We start from the raw sequence: 14,870 nt of genomic DNA on the forward strand, positions 1-14,870 counted from the left end.
GTGCGCTTGCTACGCCGCCGCGGACAGGGTCGGCCGCTCCGAATAGAAGTGCCCGGCCTGGACTGCGCGCGCCTGGTCGGCTGCGCCGCCCGGCGACGCTGCGGCGCGGTCGTTGGCAGCGGCCGTTGCCGATGACCAGGCGGTCTTCACGGTGGCGGAGGACCAGGCCGTTTTCGCGGTCGCCGACGACCATGCCGTTTTCGCCGTCGCCGACGACCACGCGGTTTTCGCCGTCGCCGAGGACCAGGCGGTTTTTGCAGTGGCCGACGACCAGGCCGTTTTCGCGGTCGCGGACGACCAGGCGCTTGTCACCGAGGCGCCGCGCGCTGCCGATCCGGCGGCCGCATCCTGCTGATGATATGCCTCGCCGAACGTCTCTTCATACAGTTCCTGCATGCGCACGCCGATCCGGTGATGCGCCGCCTCGTCGTCTTCGCCGCGCAGGCCGATGTACGGAAAGTGGTGCAGGAAATAGCCGAACACCTGCTCGCAATCGGCCGCGTATTTCATCGTGTCGAGGATGTGGTAGTGCCAGAAAATGTCGACGTCGAACAGCGGCGCGGTTTGCTCTTGCGGGAACTTTTTCATCAGGTACAGGAAGCGCCGGTATTCGAATTCCATGGCATTGGCATGCTCCAGCGACCAGCCTTCGCCGGACTCCTTGTGCATCAGCTTGACTTTGATCGGGTCCAGGTCAAGGGCGGCGATCGTGTTGAATTCTGCGTTCGGTTTCATGGCATATCCTTAGTATTTGGAGTTTGTAACTATTAGTTATAATTTACTTCAAACTTCGTCGTTCACGCTCACGGTTCTGGATCCTCCTTGATGGAATCCCCGAGTGGGGGGCGGCCTGGCTCTGCTGGTATTGATTCCGAGCAGTGAGGTAATTCTTGCGTACGGAGGCTGAGTGGAACTTGACTTCGGTCAACAAAATAAGCAGTCGATTCCTAATTGGGATGTGGATGCGCCGACACGCTCCTACGGCGGGAGCGAAGTGTCTGCGTAGGACAAGTGAAGGCTGATTAGGCCAATGTGATGGGCACGGGCAGCGCCGCGGGCGTCTCGGCGGACGCGGCCGGCGCGATCGGGTCGCCGAATGCGGGTACCGCCACCTGGATGGTGGTGCCGGCGGCCGGACCGCTGGTAACCTCGAAGGTGCCGCCGAGGATATTCACGCGCTCTTCGATACCGACCAGGCCGAACGAGCCGGGCTTGTGGCGGCCATTCGTCTGCAGGCCGACGCCGTTGTCGCCGACCGTCATCGCGATCCAGCCGCGTTCGACCCGCAGTTCGATGCGCACCCGGCTCGCTTTGGCATGTCGCGAAATATTGCTCAGCGATTCCTGCAAGATGCGGAACAGGGCAGTGGCACAACGGTCGCTGACCTGGATCTCCTGATGGTTCTCCACCAGCTCGCAGAGAATGCCGGTGCGGCGCCGGAATTCCGTGATTTGCCAGTCGACTGCCGCGTTCAGGCCAAGGTCGAGCACGTTCGGCCGCAAGTCGTTGATGATCTGGCGCACGCTCTTGATGGTCGCGTCGATCTGCTGCAGGGTCGACTGGGCGCGCGCGTGCAGGCGCGGATGGCGTTCGCTGGTGCGCGCCGACAGCATGTCGGCTTCGATCCGCAGGGCCAGCAGGTTCTGCCCGAGGTCGTCGTGGATCTCGCGCGCAATGCGCTTGCGCTCGCCTTCTTTGATGTGGTCGGCGTGCGCGGCCAGCCGGCGCAGGTTCTCATTCGACATTTGCAGCTTGGACTCGCTGGCGCGCAATTCCTGGGTCATGCTCTCGGCCAGGGCCACGGCGCCGCGGCGCGATGAGGCCAGCGTGTGATACAAGGTGTACAGCAACAAGGTGCTGACCGAGCCGGCCAGCATCGCCAGCCACGGCAGGTAGACTTCGAATTCGGTGTAGAGATTTGCCTTCCTGACGCTGAAGCGGGCCTCCCAGCTGCGTTTGCCGAATTCCATCGGCAAATTCGCGACGAAGGTCCAGCGGTCGGCCAATGCCTCGGGCGGGGAGGGCGCGGCCTCGGTTGCGTGGCTGTCGAACAGCATGATCCGATGGGTGGCGGCGCTCGCTTCGGTCCGGTCCGTGACGTCGGTCAGCGTCATTCTCACGTCACGCACCGGCATCTGCTCGAGCACGCCTTGCATCAGCTTGTTGACGCTGAAGCCGATGCCGACCGACCCGACATAGGCCGCATGGCGCTGCGCGGTGGTCGCCGTCGGCATGTCGCTGCGATAGATTGGCAGGCGCATCGCCAGTCCCGTGCGATTTCTTCCCGACAGCGGCACGATCGGCATGCCGGAGGCGGATATTTCGCCGTTGTCGCGCGCCGCTTCAAGGGCGGGCACGTTGCCTTTCGCGGAAATATCGGCGCCGAACCGGTTTCCCCAGGCAGAGATGGGTTCGATATAGGTGAGCACCGTGTAGCTGTCGCGTTTCCCGGGCGGGGTGATGCGGAACGGGGGATAGCCGCTCGCCAGCACGGCCATCTCCTTGCGCATGGCCGCTTCAAACTCCGGGCGCTCGGCTTCGGTGACGTAGCGGGCGTAGTTGATCGTCTCGATTCCGGGGAACGCCTTTTCAAGGCCCAGGCCGTCCACGTAGCGGTGAAACTGGTCGCGCGTCAGGTTGGTGGTGGTCTGAAACAGGCTGGCGCTGCCGCGCAGCACGTCGCTATAGCTTTTGATGCGCCCCTCGAGCGTGGTGCGCGCGCTGCGCGCCATGTTATCGAAGCGCTGCTGCGCCGCGCTTTCGTTGGCGCGGGCGGTGGCGAAATACAAGGCCAGGCCCACCCCGCAGGTGAGCAGGGCGCCGATCCAGAATGCCGGCCTCGTCGCGATAGGCTGCTTCAATTGACTGGCCCTGAATGACATGATTGGCGGCGGCAGCTACGTGGATTGAATTGGACGCATTGGCATAAATTAAGGTACGCACAATCGCGCCTGCGCGTAGCTAGCAGAACGACTAGGAGGCGCAACGCGGACGTAAAAAATCCCGCCGCGGCACTTGCCGGAGCGGGATTCCTGCGCAGTCGGGCGGCTTACTTGACCCAGCTGTCCTTCAAGGTCGTGACGCGGTTGAACACCGGCTTGCCCGGCTTGCTGTCGACGCGGTCGGCGACGAAATAGCCGTGCCGCTCGAACTGGAAGCGCTGGTCCGGCTCGGCCGCGCTCATGCCCGGCTCGAGGTAGGCGGTGACCGTCTCCAGCGCGTTCGGATTGAGCGCGGCGATGAAGTCCTTGCCGCCGGCGTCCGGCTGCGCTTCGGTGAACAGGCGGTCGTACAGGCGCACTTCAGCTTCCAGCGCGGTGGCGGCGCTGACCCAGTGGATGTTGCCCTTGACCTTGTACGCGTTCGAGCCTTCGGTGCCCGACTTGCTGTCTTCGAAATACTTCACGTGCACCGCGGTGACGGCGCCGCTGTCGTCCTTGTCGTAGCCGGTGCACTCGACCACGTAGCCGTGGCGCAGGCGCACGCGGCTGCCCGGCGTGTCGCCGACCGGCGGGAAGAAGCGGAAGTAGCCCTTGACCGGCACTTCCATGAAGTCTTCCTGCTCGATCCACAGGTGCTTGGTGATCGGGAAGATGCGCAGGCCGCGCTCCGGGAAGTGCGGGTGCACGGGCGAGGTGCATTCCTCGGATTTGTCTTCCGGGAAGTTGTCGATGATCAGTTTGAGCGGACGCAGCACCGCGGTCGCGCGCGGCGCCTTCGGGTCGAGGTCGTCGCGCAGCGCGCCTTCCAGCGTGCTCATGTCGATCCAGCCGTCGGCCTTCGACACGCCGATGCGCTCGCAGAACAGCTGGATCGATTCCGGCGTGTAGCCGCGGCGGCGCAGGCCCACCAGCGTCGGCATGCGCGGATCGTCCCAGCCGGACACGATGCCCTGGTCGACCAGCTGGCGCAGCTTGCGCTTGCTGGTGACGACGTAGGTCAGGTTCAGGCGCGCGAATTCATACTGGCGCGGCAGCGGCGCCTTGAAGAAGCCGCCTTCGGCCAGGGTCGCCAGCAGCCAGTCGTAGAACGGGCGGTGATCCTGGAATTCGAGCGTGCACAGCGAATGCGTGATGTTTTCCAGCGCGTCCGAAATCGGGTGCGTGTAGTCGTACATCGGGTAGATGCACCAGTCGTCGCCGGTACGATGATGGTGCGCGTGACGGATCCGGTAGATCGCCGGGTCGCGCATGTTCATGTTCGGCGAGGCCATGCCGTCTTCGCTGATCTTCGCGCGCAGGATGTGCTCGCCGTCCTTGTACTTGCCGGCCTTCATGTCGCGGAAGATCGCCAGCGACTCGTCGGCGGGGCGGTTGCGGAACGGCGAGTTGGTGCCCGGCGTGCCGAAGTTGCCGCGGTTCTTCGCCATGTCTTCGGCGCTCTGGCTGTCGACGTAGGCGTGGCCCGAGGTGATCAGGTATTCGGCCATCAGGTACAGCTGCTGGAAATAGTCCGAGGCGTAGTACAGGTGGCTCTTGCCCGCTTCTTCCCAGTCGAAGCCCAGCCATTTGACCGTATCGATAATGGTGTCGACGTATTCCTGCTCTTCTTTCGCCGGATTGGTGTCGTCGAAGCGCAGGTGGCACAGGCCGCGGTAGTCGCGCGCCATGCCGAAGTTCACGCAGATCGACTTGGCGTGGCCGATGTGCAGGTAGCCGTTCGGCTCCGGGGGGAAGCGGGTGATGACCGGCGGCAAGCCGTCGCGCGCGTGGGTGCCGGCCGCCAGGTCCGATTCGACGATGGCGCGCAGGAAATTCGACGAAGGCGCGTTGGGCGCTGCATTATTTTTATCGTTGCTCATTAAAAAGGCTTAAGAATGATGGGGTTGCGGCATTTTACCGTATGGAAGGGGGAACTTGGGCGGGCCGGCGCGTTCTATAGGATAATCTCGCTTTAATGGTTTTGGCTGTAACGCCAAGGATTCCACGTGGAAAATTTATATGCCGTTCTCGGCGTGGCGCCGAATGCGACCGACGACGAGATCAAGAAGGTCTACCGCTCGCTGGCGATGCGCTACCACCCGGACCGCAACGACGCCCCGGCGGCCGAGGTGCGCTTCAAGAGCGTGACCAAGGCTTACGAAATCCTGTCCGACCACGCCAAGCGCGCGGAATACGACCAGAGCGTGAATCATCGCATCATCCTCGACGCCGAGGCCGAAGCGTTCGAACTGTGGCGCTCGCTGTTCAACCTGAACGGCGTCGCGCTGCCCGCCTGAGCCATACAACGTAGTAGAGAAAAGAATCCCCAATGAGAAAAGTACATCCCGAATTTGCCTATCAGTCCCGTGAACTCGAGGGCCAGATCGACGGCATCCTGGGCGACCCGCCCGACCGCAAGAACTACAAGCTGATGCAGGACGCGCTGGCCGGCGAATACGCCAGCGGCGGCGGCATCGAAGACGTCAACATGATGAGCTTCGCGCTGGTCGACCACATCAAGTTCTCCGATCCCAAGGGCCTGCTGCGCGAAGCCGGCCAATACGAAGGCGGCGACCCGGCCCAGGTGTTCGCGATGGCGTCCTGCGACGGCGAGGCCGGCAAGATGTATGCGGCCATGACCGAGAACCACCCCGAACTGGCGCGCCAGGCGATCATCACGGCGTTCCTGTTCAAGCACCCGCGCAAGTGGGACGACGACGACCAGTCGCTCGAGCAGATCACCCGCAACGACGACGGCGACGACCAGCACGACGAGGACGACGTCACCGACGACTTCGCACAGATGTTCGACCAGGAGGACTGATCATGAGTTCCAATCTGCCCGCATTGTCGAAGCAGGTCAGCGAGCTGGTGCTGGCCGGCTCGCTGAGCCACGCCGAGCAGGCGTTTTCCGACGCCGTCGAGGCGCACGGCGACCTGGCCGTGGTCGAAGTCCTGGGCACGCTGGCGCCGCAAGTGACCGCGCTGCACCTGTCCGGCTTCGACGGCGGCAAGACCTCGCTGGCGACGCTGCTGGTGCCGCCGAAAGCGTGGGCCGACAGCCTGGCCTTCATCGCCGCCACCTGGTCCGACGACCAGATCGAGGACGATCCGGAGCGCGTGGCCGAGACCCTGTTCTCGCACGTGCACGGCGTGGTGTTCTCGACCGACGACGAAGACCGTCGCCGCGAACTGCTCGAGCAGGCGTCCGCCAGCGACCATGGGTCGACCGTGTTCGCGATCCTGTTCTCGATGGCGCCGAAGGAGATCCTGGAAGTGGCCGGCGAGATCATCTCGAAGGGCAGCTACATCACCGGCCTGACCTCGGGCGACAGCGACATCGTGCCGCTGGCGATCGAACTGGCCAAGGCCAGCGAAGACGGCTGGGACCGCGCGCTGTTCGAACTGTTCCCCGACTTCCGCCACAGCGCCGACCTGGCCGACGCCGAGTTCTCGGACGATCCGGACGACGAACCGAAGTTTTTGCAGCGTTCGACCAAGGAACTGCTGTATCGCCTGCGCAAGCAAGTGCCGACGACGCGCAGCATCGTGCGCAAGGCCGGCGCACGCAAGAGCATCGGCACGGACATCTTCTCGTGATGGCCGAAGCGAGCACGATGCAGATTGCGGTCGTCGAAGAAAAGCTGCCGCGGCTGGTGCGGGCGATTCGCGCGCTCGGCGCGCGGCCGGTTGACGACGACGCGGTGATGCTGGCCGACGAACTGGCCGGCATCACCGCGATGGTGGCAGAGAAGTTCACCAACGACCGCACCGCCGAAGGCATCCAGCGCGCGTTCTTCCTGACGGTGGGCGGCGTGTCGCTGGGGATCGACCATGCGATCGAAGAGACCGACGACGAGACGGCGCTCGAGTACCTGATCGGGGAGGGCGCCGAGGCGGCATTCCAGGTCGGCTTCCGCATGATCAAGGAACTGTCGGCGCTGCCCGAGGATGCGCTGGTCGGCGAGTACGACCAGGATCCGGTGTACATGCAGCGGCGGTTGAAGGAGCTGTTCGTCGACATCTGCAGCGCCGATCCAGGCCAGAACTGGTCGGGGCCGGAGCGTTATCAGCTGCAGCTGAAGCAGCGCAAGGGCGTACAGGCGATCGTGCGCGCGGCCGGCTGGCTGCGGCGCCATCACTACGAAGGTCCGATCAACGATCCGGATTTGAATGCGGAAGGCGTGATCGCGCTGGCGATTATTTTCGCGATCGAAGGCGGCGGGCGGATTGTCGCGCGCACCGGGCAGAAGGAGTTCGAGCGGCTGGTGGGATCGGTGCGAAAGAACAAGCCCGACTGCGACGCCGGGTGGGCCGAGCTGATGGCCAAGATCCCGGCGCAGCACCAGGCCGTGATGGCCGAGCGGATCGCGTCGTACCGCGAGCACTGCACGGTGCTGCTGAAGATTCGGACGCGCGCGGCGATGAAGACGCTGTTCGCGGAGCTGGAGAACTACGCCGGCTCCGAGCTCGAAGCCAATTACGACTGACGGCTGTTGGCACGCGGCGCCGACAAGGGCGAGGTCAGGTCCGCCGGACCTGACCCCAGGTGTTGGGCCGCGGCCGTGACCAGCGCCACAAACGCATCGACAAGCGGCGCATGTTCCCCGCCGCGCTGCGCCAGCAGCAGCATCGTCGTCGCCCCCTTGTCGACAATCGGCCGATAACACACCCCATCCATCTTGATCCGGTCGAACGACGCCGGCAGCAAGGTCACGCCGCTGCCCGCCGCCACCAGGCCGATGATCGTCGACGCCTCGCCCGCCGTCTGACCGACGCGCGGCACGAAGCCCGCCTCGCGGCACAGCCTGAAAATCTGCGGATAGATGCCGGTGCCGGCGCCCGGCGGATACATCACGAACGGCTCGTGTTCCAGTTCGCGGATCGCGATCTGCTGTTTGGCCGCCAGCGGATGCGCGGCCGGCAGCACCGCCACCAGCGGATCCTCGCGCAGGTTCGTCAGCTTGATGGCCGGCGACACCGGCACCTCCGGCGGCCGGATGAATCCCAGGTCGAGCGTGCGGTCCCCGATTGCCTCCAGCTGCCGCAGGGTCGCCGTCTCGTGCAAGGTCAGAGTCACAAGCGGGAACTCCTGCCGGTAGCGGTTGATCACATCGGCAAACAGCGGCGTCAGCGGCGTCGAGTAGGTGAAGCCGATGCGCAGCTCTCCCGCTTCGCCGCGCTCGGCGCGCCGCGCCGTTTCGGCCGCCTGCTCGGCCAGCGCCAGGATCTTGCGAGAATCCGCCAGGAACAGCTTGCCCGCTTCGGTCAGCCGCACCGAGCGCTTGGTGCGCTCGAGCAGGCGCGCGCCCACGTCGGCCTCCAGCACCCGGATCGCGTGGCTCAGCGGCGGCTGGCCGATGTGCAAGCGCTCGGCGGCGCGGGTGAAATGCAGCTCTTCGGCGACCGCGATGAAGTAGCGCAGGTGTCTTAACTCCATGCCATTAATCGTTTTAAAGTATTAGAAACGCCTCAAATATATATTGGACAGTATTAAACCGCAATCCTAAGATGGACTGGTCCCTCCACGAAAGCATTCCATGTCCATCCACGCCGGCAGCCCCGCCTTCAAGCGCATCAACCGCGCGATGGTGTTCGGCGGCTTCTCCACCTTCGCGCTGCTGTACTGCGTGCAGCCGCTGATGCCGCTGCTGGCGCACCAGTTCACGCTGACCCCGGCGCAGAGCAGCCTCGCGCTGTCGGTGTCGAGCTTCGCGCTGGCGCTGTCGCTGTTGTTCTCCAGCGTCGTCTCGGACCGCATCGGCCGCAAGCCAATGATGGTGGCCGCGATGATGGGCGGCGCGGTCCTGACGGTGGCGTCGGCGTTCGCGCAGGACTTTGCGCAGCTGCTGGTGCTGCGCGCTTTGCTCGGCGTCGCGCTCGGCGGCATGCCGGCCATCGCCATGGCCTACCTCGGCGAAGAGATCGAACCGGCGTCGCTGGGCCTCTCGATGGGCCTCTACATTGGCGGCAGCGCGTTTGGCGGCATGGCGGGGCGCGTGATTACGTCGGTGCTGAGCGACTTCTATTCGTGGCGCGTGGCGCTCGCGGTGATGGGCGTGGCCGGCCTTTACGCGGCGTGGGAATTCCGCCGCAGCCTGCCGGCGTCGCAGAACTTTAAACAGGGCCAGCGCGGCTTGGCGGCGTTGATGACCGGCGTGCGCCAGCACCTGTCCGATCCCGGCCTGCCATGGCTGTTCGCGCTGGCGTTCCTGCTGATGGGATGCTTCGTCAGCCTGTACAACTACATCGGCTATCGGCTGCTGGGGCCAGCGTATGGGCTGAGCCAGAGTGGCGTCGGATTGCTGTCCGCGCTCTACCTGCTCGGCATTTTCAGTTCGGTGTGGGCAGGGCGCCTGGCCGACCGGCTTGGGCGGCGCAACGTGCTGTGGCTGGTGATGGCGGTGATGCTGGGCGGCCTGCTGCTGACGCTTGCCAGCTCGCTGATCGCCATCGTGCTCGGCATGGGCCTGTTCACCTTCGGCTTCTTCGCCTCGCATTCGGTGGCGAGCAGCTGGGTCGGCCGGCGCGCGCAGGAACCGAAGGCGCTCGCATCGGCCATCTACCTCTTCTTCTACTACCTCGGCTCCAGCGTGCTCGGTTCGTTCTGCGGCACTGTATGGAGCGCCGCCGGCTGGCCTGGCGTGGTCGCGCTGTTGGGCGGTACACTGTGCGTCGGCTTTGTGATCGGCGTGAAGCTGCGCGGCCTCGCGCCCTTGCCAACGCCGGTGTTGGCGACAGTGTAAGGATATTTCCCGCGCCCCCGACAAAGCCCGGGTCAGGTCCAGCGCGATCTGACCCCATTTTCGGAGGCGCCATGAAATTCATCGTTCTGCTCCTTGCCTTGTCGGCGAGCGTCGCCAACGCCCAAACCTGCACCGCCCGCAGTCCCGCGCACACCGTAGCGCTGGTCGAGCTCTATACCTCCGAAGGCTGCAGCAGCTGTCCGCCGGCCGACCGCTTTGTGAGCGAGCTGCGCGGCGCCGGGGTGAGTGCCGCGCAAGCAGTCCCGCTCTCCCTGCACGTCGACTACTGGAACGCCATCGGCTGGAAGGACCCGTTCTCCAGCGCCGTGTTCACCAAACGCCAACGCGCGCTGTCCGACCTGGTCCACACGCGCACCATCTACACGCCCGAGTTCTTCATCAACGGCCGCGAGCTGCGCAATTGGAGCGGCGGCCTGCGCGACGAGGTCAAGCGCATCAACGCCAAGCCCGCGCAGGCATCAATCGCGATCACGCTCGGCCGCGCCACAACGGCTGGGCTGCCTGTCGAGGTGAGTGCGAACGGTCCCAACGGCGCGCTGCTGCACGTGGCCTTGGTCCATAATAAAGTGGCGAGCAGGGTCACTGCCGGCGAAAACGGCGGCCGCACTTTGCACCACGATTATGTGGTGCGCGAGTGGCTGGCGCCGCTGCCGATCGGGCGCGACGGCCGCGTGCAACTGGCGCGCGCGTTGCCGCTGCCGAGCGGGGCGCCGGTGGCCGACCTGGCCGTCACGGCCTTCGTCCAGGCCGCCCAGGGCGAGGTGCTGCAGGCATTTTCGCTGCCGGTGTGTGACAGCCCGGCTAAATGAAAATGCAACTTAACATCAGAGGGCGGGTCTAACCAATCCAAACCTTGATGGGGAGTAGCATCATGTTGCAAGCAAACGAAATCCAGCAGACGTTCAGCAAAATCCAGCAAACCATCGGCCAGGCCGAGCAAGCCTGCAATGCCTCCGCCGATACGCCACAGGACCTGAAGGCCTGCATCTCGAAGATGGCCCGCGACGCCAGGACGGCGGGCGACGTCATCAAATCGAACGACGAGTCGCGCATCATCCAATGCGTCGACGACCTAGAAGACATGGGCGACGAAGCACGCCGCCTGAGCCGCAGCGATTCGCACATCTCGCCGCAAGTGGAATCGGCTGTCACCAAAGTGCATGCCGAGCTGTCGGCGCTGAAGCACAAGCTGCACTGATTCTGTTGCCGGTGGAAAGATACCGGAAGGACGCGCCGCTCCAGCCTACCTACCGTGTTGGGAGGAAGGATCGGCGCCTTCAGTTCTTAATTTCGCTCCCATCCGATTTCACGCAGCACGAAACCCAACGCGTGGACAGCAAACGTCGCGTCATCGTCGCTCACTATTCTTAGCGACATCTTATGGCGCTCGTTATCCTTACCCCGTGGATGAAGTTTGTTAATGATTTCTAAGGCAGATCGAAGCGCTACTTTCTCGTTGTCACCGAAGTGGATCTTTATGGTCCTAATCCAGGCACCAAGGTCCTGTTCAAGTGGGAATTCGGCATCGACTATTTTTTGCATCCACCTCGACACAAAGACCACAGCTGCATTTCTACTTTGATCTACTATCGAAGTGGGCAATTCGCGATACGCGGCATCTAGAGCCCTGTTATACGCTGACTGTACACTCGCAAAACTAGTTGGATTAATTTTGCTCTTGTCTAGTTCGGGCAGAACCCCAAACGCTGAATCGGCTCGGAGTGTGACGATTATGTCAGATCCGATCGAGCGTTCTATTTGAACGATTTTCCAACTCGAAACTGCGTCTGCTTGCCCCAGCATCATCCGTGTGCCCGCTCCAATGTTAGGGAGGCTAAGAAGGTCGGTGCATTCGATATAAACCGTTAAATTCTTCGGTACGCGCCAACCATTGTTTGCGGCCTTTATCAGGTCGGAATGGACGGCAGGATGTGCCTCTACTTGGACTATTTCACGACTTACGTTTCCAAAGTTTTGCAACAGCCGACCTCGCCGAATCCGTGTGCCGAAGTCGAATGATGTCTCGACAAATATCCAACCGAACGGCGCACTATGGAAGCTTCGCGGCACTTTTTGCATGTCGCTAGGCTTTTCAATCAAGGTAGCGTTGCAGATGGGCGGTGTAGGCCAAACGGGGTGTGTTGGGCCATCGCGTCCTTCGTACACTAGCCCGGTATCGATATCTATACCCAATCGAGACATTTCTTCTGCGCCTTTATCATGGTGATTTAAGTACTTTTCTTTTGTCCTGAGTGAGCATCTCGTCACTGAACTGGCAACGCCGACGTTCGCACAGCGGAGGCGGGGTCAGCCTCGACATTCAGCCGCGCACAGTCTATCGCGCTGCTTTTTTCTTCGGTCAAAACGCTGAAAAAAATACCAAAAAAACGCGCCAACAAAGGATGCGCGGAACAGTCGAATTTATGCGTGTTACTCAGGAGGCCGGTGTATATCAAAGTGCCAACCGCCGTCGCGAAAAAAACGATCAGAAAATTTTTTCATGGCGTGCGAATCGAGTCTTTATGCGAGAATTTTGGGATCGCTAAATGGAGCTATCTGGTCATTGCTGCTCGCCGATGAATGCCGCTTCCTCCCGTCCGCTCATTTCTTGCGCGTCGGTGGGAATATGGTTCGTCCGAAGTATCTTGCCTTCCTTCGCGTAGACTAAATACGTCTCGCCGGTGCCGGTTTCCTTTGGGAACTGAATAAAAGGCCTGGTGCAGCCAATCGAAATCCTGTTCTTGTTGATCGTGTATTCGAGCACCTGGCCGTTCACGTACTGCCCCTTGATCGCTTGATCGACGCTGAACACGGCCTGATGCGTTTGCAGTACTTGATCTTGCCCTGAAGGCGATTTCACTATGTCCTTGCTGAAGGTCAGCTGGGACAAACGACCAACGAAAACCAGGTCGGCTTCCTCCTTGAGTGCGGAGGCCGCCTTCTTGAATTTTTCTATGTGCTGCTGGTGCAGTTCGGCCGCGCGCTCCTTCGGCAGGCTTACGCAAGCGTTAGCTGGGGAAGAAGGCAGGCCGCAGAACAGGAGCAGCGGTAGAAAAAGCTTTTTCGAGATGGGCGTCATCGTGATCCAATCGTGCGTTTAGGGCAGAATGAATGTTACTAAACGAAAGCCGCTCAAAATGCGTTAAAAATCACATCGCAGTCGATGGTTTGCCACCCAACCGTCGCCAGCACCCGTTCAAACCACGCCACGTTCGCGCAACGTCGCAATTTCGTCAGCGTTGCGCCCCAGCACCTCTCGCAATACCTCGTCGGTGTGCTGCCCCAGCAGGGGCGGTGCGGTGGCAGCGCCGGCTGGCGTCGCCGATAGCTTCATCGGGCTGCGCACCAGCGTCACCTTGCCAGCAGTCGGATGTGGGATGTCCACTGCGATACCGCGCGCCTGCACCTGCGGGTTCTCGAACACTTCGCCGATATCATTGATCGGCCCGCACGGCACCCCGACCGCCTCGAGCTTGTCGATCCACTCGTCGCGCGTGCGGCGCTTGACCATCTCTTCGAGCAGCGGCACCAGCACCGCGCGGTTCTGCACGCGCAGCGGATTGGTGACGAAGCGCGGATCGGTCGCCAGTTCGGGGCAGCCGCCGGCTTCGACGAACTTGACGTACTGTCCGTCGTTACCGGTGGCGACGATGATGTGGCCATCCGACGTGGCGAAGGTCTGGTACGGCACGATGTTGGCGTGGGCGTTGCCCCAGCGTTTCGGCGCCTTGCCAGTGTTATGGAAATTACTGGCCATGTTTGCGAGCATCGCCACCTGCACGTCGAGCAGCGCCATGTCGATGTGCTGGCCTTCGTCGGTGCGGTCGCGGTGCGTCAGCGCGGCCAGCACCGCCACGGTCGAATACATCCCGGTCATCAGGTCGACGATCGCCACTCCGGCCTTTTGCGGGCCGCCGCCAGGCAGGTCGTCGCGCTCGCCGGTGATCGACATGAAGCCGCCCATGCCCTGGATCAGGAAGTCGTAGCCGGCGCGGTGCGCGTACGGTCCGTCCTGGCCGAAGCCGGTCACGGAGCAGTAGACCAGGTCCGGCTTGATCGCCTTCAGCGATTCGTAATCGAGGCCGTAACGCTTCAGGTGGCCCACCTTGAAGTTCTCCAGCACGACGTCGGCGTGCGCCGCCAGTTCGCGGACCAGCGCCTGGCCTTCGGGCGTGGCGATGTCGCACGTGACCGAGCGCTTGCCCCGATTCGCGGCGAGGTAGTAGGCCGCTTCGGTGGTGTCGCGGCCGTCGGCGTCCTTTGCGTACGGCGGTCCCCAGGCGCGCGTGTCGTCGCCGGTGCCGGGACGCTCGATCTTGATCACGTCGGCGCCCAAGTCGGCCAGGTTCTGGGAGCACCACGGTCCCGCCAGCACGCGCGATAAATCGAGCACGCGGATGTGGCCGAGCGCCTTCGGTAATTCTGGGGTCATGGTGCTTCCTTATTCATTGGCTTTACGATGCGGTGATTATATCGGTGGGCCCGGCGGCGCCGTCGTCGTGCCTGCGAAGGCGGGTACCCGTACTGAGCGATCTTCTCGTGGTAGGCACGCTGAGCATAAATACCCGCCCTCGCGGGTACGACAGGCTATTCATCCTGGAAGGCAGGCACGCCGCGTTGAATGGTTCTGATGTCGCGCTGCTCCGGCTGGAGCGCGCGGTCGATTACTTCAAGCGCGAGGTTCGGCGCGGCGCGGCCGCACATGAAGATGTCGGCTGCGGCGAAGCCGAACTCCGGCCAGGTGTGGATCGAGATGTGCGATTCGGCCAGCAGCAGCACGCCGGTGACGCCTTGCTGCGGGCCGAAGCTGTGGAAGTGGCTGTGCAGGATGGTGGCGCCGGCGGCCAGCGCGGCCTCGCGCAGCAGGGCGTCGATCGATTCGGGCGACACGAGCAGGGCGCCATCGACGCCGTGCAGGTCGGCCAGCAGGTGGACGCCGGCGGGACGGTGCAGGGGAGCGTTCACTTGTGGCCGCCGCCACCGCCGCTGTAGCCGCTGCCGCCGTAGTAGCCGCCGCCGGAGTGCGAGCTCCAGCTGCTGCCGGCGCCTCGGTTCGCCGCGGAGGTGAACATCTTCACCCAGCTGGTGCCGGTGGTGAGGGCGGTGACGACGACCGCGTATAGTAAAAATTTGTTATTCACGCGTGCACACTCATTCGATGCGCCGACCAAAATGGGGTCAG

Annotated in this window: 17 protein-coding genes; 8 read left to right on the forward strand and 9 right to left on the reverse strand. The window is 63.1% G+C overall.

The genetic code is table 11. From position 1 onward, the window contains the following. Nucleotides 1–9: 9 nt before the first annotated feature. From AC1D02_RS02115 to AC1D02_RS02125, 3 genes are all read right to left on the reverse strand, one after another. A complete protein-coding gene (locus tag AC1D02_RS02115) occupies nt 10–735 on the reverse strand; it encodes a glycine-rich domain-containing protein (RefSeq protein ID WP_477313223.1) in 726 nt (241 codons plus the stop codon). A 287-nt stretch (nt 736–1,022) separates the two neighbouring features. Beyond that, complete coding sequence (locus AC1D02_RS02120; protein ID WP_477313225.1) at nt 1,023–2,861, reverse strand: CHASE domain-containing protein; 1,839 nt, start codon at nt 2,859–2,861, stop codon at nt 1,023–1,025. Nucleotides 2,862–3,049: 188 nt separating this feature from the next. Continuing rightward, nucleotides 3,050–4,801, reverse strand: a complete 1,752-nt coding sequence (locus AC1D02_RS02125; protein ID WP_477313227.1) for a glutamine--tRNA ligase/YqeY domain fusion protein — start codon at nt 4,799–4,801, stop codon at nt 3,050–3,052. 126 nt (nt 4,802–4,927) lie between these two features. Here AC1D02_RS02125 and AC1D02_RS02130 point away from each other — a divergent pair, with 126 nt between their 5' ends. Genes AC1D02_RS02130 through AC1D02_RS02145 form a run of 4 tightly spaced genes read left to right on the forward strand, consistent with a single transcriptional unit; the run spans nt 4,928 to nt 7,411 of the window. Beyond that, nucleotides 4,928–5,218, forward strand: a complete 291-nt coding sequence (locus tag AC1D02_RS02130) for a DnaJ domain-containing protein (RefSeq protein ID WP_477313229.1) — start codon at nt 4,928–4,930, stop codon at nt 5,216–5,218. A gap of 32 nt (nt 5,219–5,250) precedes the next feature. Then, nucleotides 5,251–5,745, forward strand: a complete 495-nt coding sequence (locus AC1D02_RS02135; RefSeq protein WP_477313230.1) for a hypothetical protein — start codon at nt 5,251–5,253, stop codon at nt 5,743–5,745. Continuing rightward, nucleotides 5,742–6,521, forward strand: coding sequence for a hypothetical protein (locus AC1D02_RS02140; protein ID WP_477313972.1), 780 nt, complete (start codon nt 5,742–5,744; stop codon nt 6,519–6,521). The genes AC1D02_RS02135 and AC1D02_RS02140 overlap by 4 nt, the downstream gene beginning before the upstream one ends. 17 nt (nt 6,522–6,538) lie before the next feature. Continuing rightward, on the forward strand, nt 6,539–7,411 hold the full coding sequence (locus AC1D02_RS02145) for a hypothetical protein (protein ID WP_477313974.1): 873 nt from the start codon (nt 6,539–6,541) through the stop codon (nt 7,409–7,411). Here the strand turns inward: AC1D02_RS02145 and AC1D02_RS02150 are convergent. Next, a complete protein-coding gene (locus AC1D02_RS02150; protein WP_477313232.1) occupies nt 7,402–8,361 on the reverse strand; it encodes a LysR substrate-binding domain-containing protein in 960 nt (319 codons plus the stop codon). The two genes, AC1D02_RS02145 and AC1D02_RS02150, sit on opposite strands and share 10 nt — an antisense overlap. Nucleotides 8,362–8,461: 100 nt before the next feature. On the opposite strand from AC1D02_RS02150, the gene AC1D02_RS02155 reads away from it, so the two are divergent. From AC1D02_RS02155 to AC1D02_RS02165, 3 genes are all read left to right on the forward strand, one after another. Further along, on the forward strand, nt 8,462–9,667 hold the full coding sequence (locus AC1D02_RS02155) for an MFS transporter (RefSeq protein ID WP_477313234.1): 1,206 nt from the start codon (nt 8,462–8,464) through the stop codon (nt 9,665–9,667). 71 nt (nt 9,668–9,738) lie between these two features. Then, on the forward strand, nt 9,739–10,497 hold the full coding sequence (locus AC1D02_RS02160; protein WP_477313236.1) for a DUF1223 domain-containing protein: 759 nt from the start codon (nt 9,739–9,741) through the stop codon (nt 10,495–10,497). Between the two features lie 62 nt (nt 10,498–10,559). After that, nucleotides 10,560–10,886, forward strand: coding sequence for a hypothetical protein (locus tag AC1D02_RS02165; RefSeq protein WP_477313238.1), 327 nt, complete (start codon nt 10,560–10,562; stop codon nt 10,884–10,886). 86 nt (nt 10,887–10,972) lie between these two features. Here AC1D02_RS02165 and AC1D02_RS02170 read toward each other — a convergent pair whose 3' ends face one another. Beyond that, the gene (locus AC1D02_RS02170; RefSeq protein ID WP_477313240.1) at nt 10,973–11,767 is read right to left on the reverse strand and encodes a hypothetical protein; all 795 of its coding nucleotides are present in this window, start codon (nt 11,765–11,767) and stop codon (nt 10,973–10,975) included. A 173-nt stretch (nt 11,768–11,940) separates the two neighbouring features. Here AC1D02_RS02170 and AC1D02_RS02175 point away from each other — a divergent pair, with 173 nt between their 5' ends. Next, nucleotides 11,941–12,234, forward strand: a complete 294-nt coding sequence (locus AC1D02_RS02175) for a hypothetical protein (RefSeq protein ID WP_477313242.1) — start codon at nt 11,941–11,943, stop codon at nt 12,232–12,234. A gap of 14 nt (nt 12,235–12,248) precedes the next feature. On the opposite strand, the gene AC1D02_RS02180 is transcribed toward AC1D02_RS02175, so the two are convergent. The 4 genes from AC1D02_RS02180 to AC1D02_RS02195 form a co-directional block, all read right to left on the reverse strand. Continuing rightward, complete coding sequence (locus AC1D02_RS02180) at nt 12,249–12,767, reverse strand: hypothetical protein (protein ID WP_477313244.1); 519 nt, start codon at nt 12,765–12,767, stop codon at nt 12,249–12,251. Nucleotides 12,768–12,884: 117 nt separating this feature from the next. Beyond that, the gene (locus AC1D02_RS02185) at nt 12,885–14,120 is read right to left on the reverse strand and encodes a CaiB/BaiF CoA transferase family protein (RefSeq protein WP_477313246.1); all 1,236 of its coding nucleotides are present in this window, start codon (nt 14,118–14,120) and stop codon (nt 12,885–12,887) included. A 155-nt stretch (nt 14,121–14,275) separates the two neighbouring features. Beyond that, the gene (gene speD, locus AC1D02_RS02190; protein ID WP_477313248.1) at nt 14,276–14,653 is read right to left on the reverse strand and encodes an adenosylmethionine decarboxylase; all 378 of its coding nucleotides are present in this window, start codon (nt 14,651–14,653) and stop codon (nt 14,276–14,278) included. Then, nucleotides 14,650–14,829 carry a hypothetical protein gene (locus AC1D02_RS02195; protein WP_477313250.1) on the reverse strand — a complete coding sequence of 60 codons (180 nt, stop codon included), beginning with the start codon at nt 14,827–14,829 and terminating at the stop codon, nt 14,650–14,652. Before AC1D02_RS02195 ends, speD begins: the two co-directional genes overlap by 4 nt. Nucleotides 14,830–14,870 lie beyond the last annotated feature (41 nt).

The sequence above is a fragment of the Massilia sp. P1_C10 genome (genome assembly GCF_056406475.1).